A 9,012-nucleotide genomic window follows, 5' to 3' on the forward strand; every position below is an offset into this window, starting at 1 on the left:
CAGCCGAAATGCTCATTGTCGCCTCTTTGTTTCAAAAGCGCCGACGCACCATCGAATCCCGATGATGCGCCCGGCAAAAGCGCTTTAACGCGCCAACTTATTGGAAAGATGAAGGCCGAAGCCGGCCTTCGTTTTTCAAGCTTCCGGAGCTTCAGTGGCCGGAGTGTCGAGCGCCGGTTCGACCGGAGCCTCGGCCGACGCGCCGATGTCCATGCCGAGCGCGCCCTGCTGCCGGGCGATGCCGTCGATCGCAGCCTTGGCGATCAGGTCGCAATAAAGCTGGATCGCGCGGGCCGCGTCGTCATTGCCGGGGATCGGGAAGTCGATTTTGTCCGGGTCGCAGTTGGAATCGATGATGGCGACGACCGGGATGCCGAGGCGCTTGGCCTCGAGGATGGCGATCGCCTCCTTGTTGGTGTCGATGACGAACATCAGGTCCGGCGTCGAACCCATGTCCTTGATGCCGCCCAGCGCCTTGTTGAGCTTCTCGCGCTCACGGTCGAGGTTGAGGCGCTCCTTCTTGGTGAGGCCCTGGGCCTCGCCGGCCAGCGTCTCGTCGAGCTTGCGCAGGCGTTGGATCGAATTCGAGATCGTCTTCCAGTTGGTCAGCATGCCGCCCAGCCAACGCGAGTTGACATAATACTGGGCCGAACGCTGGGCGGCGTCGGCGACGATGTCCGAAGCCTGGCGCTTGGTGCCGACGAACAGCACACGGCCGCCCTTGGCGACGGTGTCGGAAACCTGCTTCAGGGCCTGGTGCAGCAGCGGCACCGTCTGCGACAGGTCGATGATGTGGATGTTGTTGCGGGCGCCATAGATGTAGGGCGCCATCTTCGGGTTCCAGCGGTGGGTCTGGTGTCCGAAGTGAACACCAGCTTCCAGAAGCTGGCGCATGCTGAAATCAGGCAGAGCCATTCCTTAGTTCCTTTCCGGTTGGCCTCCACGGACACAGGCATTTCGGACTTATGTCCTGATGCCACCGGAGGTTTCAGCCGGATTTCTCCCGGGCAGACACCAAAGTCCGTGTGTGGAATGAGCGGGCATATAGAGGGGAAGTCTCGTAAACGCAAGCGAGCTACCGGAAAACGCCCTCACCTGCGGCGATCCGCGCACTTATGCATGTCGTCCAGAAGTGTTCGGCGGTTCTGGGACAACGACATGCATCAAAACTCCGTCAGCGTCGGGTCTTGCCGTTCGGTACTCTGACGCGGCGGAAGACGGCGACAATCTCCTCGCGACTGCATTCGACCGCGCCAAGCCGCACGGCGCGGTCGCGCTCAAAGCCGGTGATATCGTAATGCGGCGCCGAAGTCTTCGGCGGCCCCTGATAGGACGAGCGCTTGAGGCCGATCTCGGCGGCAAAGCGGTGGAGCTCGTCGGTGTCGTCGGCGAGCAGATGGCACCAGCGATGGCCGGCCCATTTCCAGATTGCCGCATCGACATAGACAGCCATCGAGCTTGCCGCACTCCAACCGACATCGGCGGCCCGCTCACAATCACCCCGGGCCGACGCGAAGTCAGCGATGATAGAAGGGATTCGGATAGGAAATGAAGCCGCCGGCGGCTTCAAGTTCGGTCACGATTCTCGACACCGCTTCCTGCATCCTTGAGCGCAGCACCGCGAGCGCCTCTTCGACCGAACCATCATATGCATGAAGCGCCAACGGCTCGGGCACGCGGATGTGAGCGCAGCGCGGCCCGGCGGGCTGCGGAATGAAGCGGTTGATCGAATCGCGCAAAGCGCCTTTGCAATAGTCGTTGCGGATGCGCTTCAGATGCTCGGCGATCTCCTCCTGGGTTATCGTCTGATTGGCGAAGGCCCAGGAGCCGACGCGCTGGACGCGCTGGATCGCTTCCGCCAGTTTTCGCACGCGTTTCTGCTCATCCGCATCAGCCTTGCCCTCGCGCAGCCAGCGGCGTGAACGCCGCAGCAACTCGGCCAAATCGAGGTCGGGTTCGGCCGCAACGGCATCGGCGAGCCGCAGGCCAAGCTCGGCCAGCACCCTTTGCTGGCGGCTGGCAAAGGAAGCGCCCGCCTCTGCGGTCAGGCCGCAGGCCTGCTCGTCGAGGGAGAGCAGGCCTGAATAGATGCTGTAGACGCGCTCCGGCAGGGAGCCGGCTGCAACACTTTCCATTTTCAGCTTTTTCTCGACATAGGCGCATTCCCTGGCGAGCGGCCGCTCGACATTGCCGATGAAGGCGAGCTTCCAGACAACAGGAGCCACCCAGACCTTGAAATCCTTGTTGGTTTCGCGCCCGCGCTTCAGCGCCGCCAGCCCCATCTCCACCGCGCCGGGAAGCAGCGGCGCGACATGGTTGCCGTGCCAGCCGACGCTGCCTTCCGGATGAAGCAGCACGCCATGGCCTTTCAGCGCCCAATCGACCGAATGCGCCTTGGCGGCTTCGCTGTTGCCGGGAATCTGCGCGATCAGATTGTTGGCCAGCCAGAATTTCTGCATCAGCCGACCGAGCCCGTTCACCACCCCATGTGTTGCCCATGAGGCGGCAAGCGGGCTGACGCGCGAGACGATCTCCTTGTCGATCATCCAGTCGGTGAAGAATTCCGGATGGTTGGGCGTGATGAACGTCGCTTGGCCTTCGCCGCAGCAGGCGTGCAGCTTCTGCTGGTCGGCTACGGGAAAGTCGATGTGACGGATATTGGCGACGCCGCGCAGGCCGGCGAGCCGATTGAACGGCAACAGGTCGCGGAAGCCGGGAACCCCTCGCAACATGACGATGCGGTTGACGATCGTCATCACCTTGATCAGCGCCGGATTGGGTCGCGGCGCCACGAACACGTCGATCCTGCCCAAGCTTTTCCCCCGAAATGCCTACGGGATGGTGGAACGGGATTGCGGCGTCTTCAAGTCAGGCTCGGCGACGGATCGCCGTAGCGGTTAACCCGCCGCTATTTCGAGGCCGGACAGGGCTTGGCCTGATCGAACAGCGACAGGTTCACCAATTTGCCGGTCATCGAGAAGTCGCCATAATCCATGACGAGGTCGCGCGTGATGCCGTTCTCATGCAGTTTGAAGCTGATCCGGTACTCCGGCACCTCTTCGCCGCTTTTGTCGGTGTCGTCGAAATAGGCGATGTCGACCGGCCAGTATTTGTCGGTGGCAAGCTTGGCGAGCGCCGGCGCTTCCGGGTCCGCCTTGTCGGCGTCGGCTCTCTTGCCGACGACGACGGTGGTCGTCATCACCTTATTGGCATCCTCGGAGCCGTCGAACAGATTGGTCTGATAGAAGTTCTCGCCCTTCTCGGCCTTGCCGATCAGCTCCACGAGGTGCTGGGTGGGGAACTGCGTGGCGGCGAGCTCGAGCGTGTTCTTCTCGGGCTTGTCGATGTTGACTTTGAGGCCTTTCGGCTCTCTGGTCGCCATACCCTTGACCTCCTTGTCGAGGTTCTGGTCGACGAAGGACTTCGTCACGAAGGAGAAGGTCTTGCCTTCTGCGTCCTCGAACGTCGTCGTCTGCTGGTCGGTCAGCCTGGTGTTCTCGCTGGTGACGATCTGCGTGACGAAACGGAACTTCACCGTATAGCCCTCGCAGGGAGAGCCGTTGAACTCATAGACCATGCGGCCGGAGATGCCTGTGATGCCGGAGCGGTCGGACGCCTTGTTGAGCGTGAGATCGTAGACGGCGCGGTGCGCCTGCAGCGCTGGCACGGCAAGGGCCGGAGCCATCGGGATGGCCGCCGACAGGAGAGCGGCGGAAAGGAAAAGGCGCGTCAAGCGCATGCAGTGCTCCGATCGTCGCGGCCGATGGTAGGCCGCAGGGAAAGATGGTCCAGCTTAAAAAAAGTCGTGGCGGAAGCGAGGCAAAAATAGCAATTTCGGCCCCGCCAACGCGGCGCCTTCCAGCAATAGGGAAAACCAATGAGCGAAACAATCGAAAAGCGGCTAAGCGATCTCGGCGTCGCCATTCCGGCCGCAGCAGCGCCGGCCGCCAACTACGTGCCCTACTGCCGGACCGGCAACACGCTCTTCACCGCCGGGCAGCTGCCGCTGAAGGACGGCAAACTGCAGGCAAGCGGGCTGCTTGGCCGCGACATCGATACCGCCGCCGGCAAGGAGGGCGCAAAATTCTGCGCCATCAACATCCTGGCGCAGGCCAAGGCAGCACTTGGCGATCTCGAAAAAATCCGCCGGCTGGTCAAGATCACGGTCTTCGTCGCCTCGGCGCCGGACTTCGTCGAGCAGCATCTGGTCGCCAACGGCGCCTCCGACTTCCTCGTCGCGGTCCTCGGCGAACGTGGCAAGCACGCTCGCTCCGCCGTCGGCACTGCGTCGCTCCCGCTCAATGCCGCGGTCGAGATCGAAGCGATCTTCGAAGTCGAGTGAAACGAGCCTGACATGACCGACCTTTCCTGGTTGATTGCCCGCCCCGTCGCGCATCGCGGCTTCCATGACATGAACAAGACACGCTGGGAGAACACGCTGTCGGCCTTCGCCGCGGCAGCCGACCGCGGTTACGCGATCGAATGCGACGTGCATGTCTCGTCCGACGGCGTTCCCGTCATCATCCACGACTGCGACCTGAAACGCCTGACAGGCGAGAATGGCTTCGTCTGGCAACGCACCGCGGCCGAGCTCACCGCGCTCAAGGTGGGCTGCACGAAAGATCATGTGCCGACGTTGCAGGAGGCGCTCGACCTGATCGACGGACGCGTGCCGCTGGTGGTCGAGCTGAAAGGTGTTCCCGGCCACGACAGCGGATTGGTCGCGAGCGTCGGCAGGCTGCTCAAGCGCTACACTGGCAAGGTGGCGATCATGTCGTTTGACCATTGGCTGATCCGCGACTTCGCCAGGGAGGCGCCGGGCATTCCCGGCGGGCTCACCGCCTACGGCAAGGACGACCAGCTGATCGAGGCGCATTTTGCCATGCTGGCGCACAACCTCGCCTTCACCTCTTACGCCGCCGGCGATCTGCCGAACCCGTTCGTCAGCTTCGTGCGCGAAAAGCTCAAGATGCCGGTCATCACCTGGACCGTGCACGACCAGCCGGCGGTCGACCTCACCTTCAAATATGCCGACCAGATGACCTTCGAGGGCTTTGAGCCGGACCTGGTCAAGGTCGCCTAGAGCTGGATGATTTCAGGTCGAACGACCTGGATCAGATCCGAGCATGATGCCGTCCGAAAACCGCTTCGCACTTTCGGCATCATGCTGTGAGGCAGTGCCTGAAACGTGACTTGTAGCTGCCCTGAGGACGCTTAAATAAGCCGGATGGATCAGGGTGACGACGACGATGGACCGACAGCGAATGCGGACTATTCGGTCCGCGTCGCGGCGACCATCGGCGCATTCACCTGCGATGAATGGAACGGCTTCGCCGCAACCGCGCGCGGCGACAAAGCAAACGGCTACAACCCCCTCGTTTCATTCGGTTTTCTGAGCGCGCTTGAGGATTCTGGCTGTGCCGTGCGGCGCACCGGCTGGCAGGGTCATCACCTCAGGCTCGAGACGGCGCAAGGCAAGCTGCTGGGCGCCGTGCCTTGCTATCTCAAATCGCACAGTCAGGGCGAATATGTCTTCGACCACGGCTGGTCGGACGCGTTCGAGCGCGCAGGTGGGCGCTATTATCCGAAGCTGCAATGCTCGGTGCCGTTCACGCCCGTCACCGGCCCTCGCCTGCTCGTAAGCAGGGGCGAGGACGAAGGCGCGGTGAGGGCCGGCCTCGCCGCCGGCCTGAAATTGGTGACCGACAAGCTCGGCGTGTCTTCCGCGCATGTCACTTTCGCCGCCGAGCCCGACATTGCGACGCTCGAAGCAGCGGGTTTCCTGCACCGGACCGACCAGCAGTTCCATTTCTTCAACGAAGGCTTTTCGAGCTATGATGACTTCCTCGCCACGCTCGCTTCACGCAAGCGTAAGGCGATGAAAAAGGAGCGTCGCGAGGCGCTGGCCGACGGCATCAGCATCGATTGGCTGACCGGCAGGGACATCACCGAACGCGTCTGGGACGATTTCTTCGCTTTCTACATGGATACCGGCGGCAGGAAATGGGGCCGCCCTTATCTCAACCGCCAGTTCTTCTCGCTGATCGGCGAGCGCATGGCCGAGGACATTCTCCTGGTCATGGCCAAGCGAAACGGCCGCTACATTGCGGGCGCCATCAACTTCATCGGGTCCGACGCGCTTTACGGCCGCAACTGGGGTTGCATCGAGGATCACCCCTTCCTGCATTTCGAGGTCTGCTACCATCAGGCGATCGACTTCGCGATCGAGCGCAAGTTGAAGGTGGTGGAGGCCGGCGCGCAAGGCGAGCACAAGTTGGCGCGCGGCTACCAGCCGGTGACCATGCATTCGGCGCACTACATCGCCCATCCTGGCCTGCGCAACGCGGTCGCCGACTACCTTCGCCGCGAGAGGCGCGAGGTGGAGCGGATGGGGGAGTATCTCGAAGAGCACACCCCGTTCCGCAAGGATCTCAAGGAATAGCTCGGGCCTTGCCATCCACAGTCATTGCGGCTTTCGGGCCGCGATCGGAACGAGGAACGACAGCAGGCAACCAGGAAGAAAATGCCGCCGCCAAGCGCCAGCAGATCGCCTGCGCGCCACGCGGCGGCGATGAAGAACAGCGCCGACACAATGAACAACAGCCATCCGGCGACGATCCACTTCACAGTCGCTCCATCAGCGATGGCCGAACCGCGCACCGCCGCCTGGCTCTACCTGATGACCTTCCGCTCGAGCGGCGGCCGGCGCTCGACCGCGCTGCCGACAGATCGCTCAATCGTCTTGCCGCTCGGAAGCGGCTTCGCTACACCGGACGACGACCTAATCCGGAGTGCCCGCCATGGCCGAAGCCTACGATCCCGGCAACATCTTTGCGAAAATCCTGCGCGGCGAAATCCCCTCGCACCGCATCTATGAGGACGATGCGGTCGTAGCCTTCATGGATGTGATGCCGCAAGGGGTCGGCCATACGCTGGTGGTGCCGAAGGCGCCGTCGCGCAATATCCTCGACGCCGATCCGGCAACATTCGGTCCGCTGTTTGCCGTGGTGCAGAAGGTGGCGGTTGCCGTGAAAAAGGCCTTCAGCGCCGACGGCGTCACCTTGATGCAATTCAACGAGCCGGCCTCCGGGCAGACCGTCTACCATCTCCATGTCCACGTCATTCCGCGCTTCGACGGCGTGCCGCTGAAGCCTCATTCCGGGCAGATGGAAAAGCCGGAAGTGCTGGCCGAGAACGCCGGCAAGATCCGCGCGGCACTGGGGAACTAAAGCGCGCGGCTCCGTCGCCGTTGAAGGCCGGCTGACAGCCCCGCACTGACGATCCTATTTCGGTTTGCCGCGACAACCCCGGCGCGTTTTTCCCCGGCCGGCCGCGTGCGGCGCCGGATGCGACCGTTCGCACTCGAATCGTTTGGTTAGGAAATATCGAACCATCTCGCTGTAGAACGCTGAGGCGTAGCGAGCTATTGGGTTTCAATCCATGGACAATTCGGTTGCGGCGTCGACCCCCCTTGCGAGGATGGCTGGCGGACGGGCTTTTCTGATCGTCCTGGCACACGCCTTTCGACGGCATAGGATGCTCCATGCCTTGGCCGTCGGCGCTCTGCTTCTGGCAATAGCTATCGGCATGCGCACCGGAAACATGCCGGATTTCGGCATACTGAAGGAATACATTGAGTACCTTTTGATCGCTTTCTGGATCTGCGGTTGCGTCTTTGCACTTGGGATCTTTCTCCACCTTGCACTGGTCAAACGGGATCCCGAACCGCTCGGCACCTTCCTGAAATCGCTGGGCAGCTTTTTCGGCGACGCCGAACGCACGGCCAACAGCCTCAACGGCCTGACCGCCAGCATCGCCTTCGTATCCGCCGTCGGCGTTCTGAAAGGAGCCATCGCAATCCTCTCCCCTTTTGCATGGGACAAGGCGCTGGCCCACGCCGATCGGATCCTGCATTTCGGTAGAGCGCCGGACGAATGGCTGTGGTTCGTCGTCCAGTCGCCCTTTGCATTGAGGATGCTCAATCTCGCCTACAATTTCTGGTTCATCGTGCTCATCGCCACGGTTTTCACCGCCTGCATCACGCGCACAGATACGAAGCTGCGTCATCAGTTCCTGATGAGCTTCATGCTGATATGGACGCTTGGCGGCTTCTTCCTGGCGATGGGGCTGTCGTCGGCAGGGCCGTGCTTTTACGAGCGACTGGGACTCGGCGGTGACTTCCGTCCTCTCATGCAGGCACTCGCCGCCGCCGACCGCATCTATCCGATCTGGGCGCTTAGCACGCAGAACATGCTATGGAGCGGCTATACCGGCGCGACCGTCGGCAGCATCGGCATATCCGCTTTCCCGTCCATGCACGTGGCGATGGCGGTGCTTTTCTCCTTGTATGCAACGCAGCGCTCCCGGCCGGCCGGTATCCTGATGTGGGCATTCGCTGCTGTGATAATGGTCGGCTCAGTCGCGCTTGGCTGGCACTATGCCATCGACGGCTACGCGGGTGCCCTCTTGTCCATCATGATCTGGAAGGCGTGCGGATATTTCCTGACACGCTTCGCGCCGGACGGCGTTGCTTGACTCTGCAGCCAGCAAACATTTCACGGGGCGGCAATGCTCGACTTCCGGAGGGCCGCGCGCCATTCCGTATGGGTGATCTGGCCAGCCGTCACGTGCCGGTTCCTCCCAAGTCAAAAAGCCCCGTTGCCGGGGCTTTTTGACTTCAATGCATGTCGCCCAAAGGCGGGCGGCCGTTTTGGTAACAAGCACCTAGCGCGCGCCGCCTGAATCCGTTTCAGCGGGACGCGCTTCAGGTCGATCAGCCCTTGCGGGGCAGCTGCGGCACCAGGCTTCGCTTGCCGCCGTCCTTGCCCTTCGGCTCCGGCTTCTGCGCCACGGCCTTCTTGGCGGCAGGCTTCTTCGCCGCCGCCTTCCTCGGCTTCGGCGCGTCCTCCGGCTCTTCCTTCTTCGGCTTCACCGGAGCTTCATCGGCCAACGATTCGAGCTTCAGGCCGGTCTCGCCGGTTTCCTTCTTCTCGACGGTGACGCGCACCGTGC

The 9,012-nt window shown here is 62.4% G+C and carries 10 protein-coding genes; 5 read left to right on the forward strand and 5 right to left on the reverse strand.

What is annotated here, in order from left to right; all coding sequences use genetic code 11:
• Positions 1–135: 135 nt before the first annotated feature.
• The 4 genes from rpsB to EOA75_RS23405 form a co-directional block, all read right to left on the reverse strand.
• The gene (gene rpsB / locus EOA75_RS23390) at positions 136–915 is read right to left on the reverse strand and encodes a 30S ribosomal protein S2 (protein ID WP_059188654.1); all 780 of its coding nucleotides are present in this window, start codon (positions 913–915) and stop codon (positions 136–138) included.
• Positions 916–1,174: 259 nt separating this feature from the next.
• On the reverse strand, positions 1,175–1,453 hold the full coding sequence (locus EOA75_RS23395) for a DUF4031 domain-containing protein (protein ID WP_127239895.1): 279 nt from the start codon (positions 1,451–1,453) through the stop codon (positions 1,175–1,177).
• Between the two features lie 64 nt (positions 1,454–1,517).
• Positions 1,518–2,813: a hypothetical protein gene (locus EOA75_RS23400; RefSeq protein ID WP_127325277.1), complete on the reverse strand. Its 1,296-nt coding sequence runs from the start codon at positions 2,811–2,813 to the stop codon at positions 1,518–1,520.
• A gap of 95 nt (positions 2,814–2,908) precedes the next feature.
• Positions 2,909–3,739: a cell envelope integrity EipB family protein gene (locus EOA75_RS23405; protein WP_127325278.1), complete on the reverse strand. Its 831-nt coding sequence runs from the start codon at positions 3,737–3,739 to the stop codon at positions 2,909–2,911.
• A gap of 138 nt (positions 3,740–3,877) precedes the next feature.
• On the opposite strand from EOA75_RS23405, the gene EOA75_RS23410 reads away from it, so the two are divergent.
• The 5 genes from EOA75_RS23410 to EOA75_RS23435 all read left to right on the forward strand — a co-directional run bounded on the left by EOA75_RS23410 (position 3,878) and on the right by EOA75_RS23435 (position 8,535).
• Complete coding sequence (locus tag EOA75_RS23410) at positions 3,878–4,342, forward strand: RidA family protein (protein WP_066992618.1); 465 nt, start codon at positions 3,878–3,880, stop codon at positions 4,340–4,342.
• Between the two features lie 12 nt (positions 4,343–4,354).
• A complete protein-coding gene (locus EOA75_RS23415; RefSeq protein WP_127216025.1) occupies positions 4,355–5,083 on the forward strand; it encodes a glycerophosphodiester phosphodiesterase in 729 nt (242 codons plus the stop codon).
• 144 nt (positions 5,084–5,227) lie between these two features.
• Positions 5,228–6,442, forward strand: a complete 1,215-nt coding sequence (locus tag EOA75_RS23420; protein ID WP_127216024.1) for a GNAT family N-acetyltransferase — start codon at positions 5,228–5,230, stop codon at positions 6,440–6,442.
• Positions 6,443–6,800: 358 nt separating this feature from the next.
• Positions 6,801–7,229 (forward strand): HIT family protein, encoded by a 429-nt coding sequence (locus EOA75_RS23430; protein ID WP_127325280.1) that lies wholly within the window; start codon positions 6,801–6,803, stop codon positions 7,227–7,229.
• 319 nt (positions 7,230–7,548) lie between these two features.
• Positions 7,549–8,535, forward strand: a complete 987-nt coding sequence (locus tag EOA75_RS23435; protein WP_245457094.1) for a phosphatase PAP2 family protein — start codon at positions 7,549–7,551, stop codon at positions 8,533–8,535.
• Between the two features lie 238 nt (positions 8,536–8,773).
• Here the strand turns inward: EOA75_RS23435 and EOA75_RS23440 are convergent.
• On the reverse strand, positions 8,774–9,012 hold a 239-nt coding region (locus EOA75_RS23440), incomplete at its 5' end, for a hypothetical protein (protein ID WP_164747517.1).

Origin of the sequence: Mesorhizobium sp. M1A.F.Ca.IN.022.07.1.1 (assembly GCF_003997575.1) — a bacterium.
Lineage (GTDB): Bacteria > Pseudomonadota > Alphaproteobacteria > Rhizobiales > Rhizobiaceae > Mesorhizobium.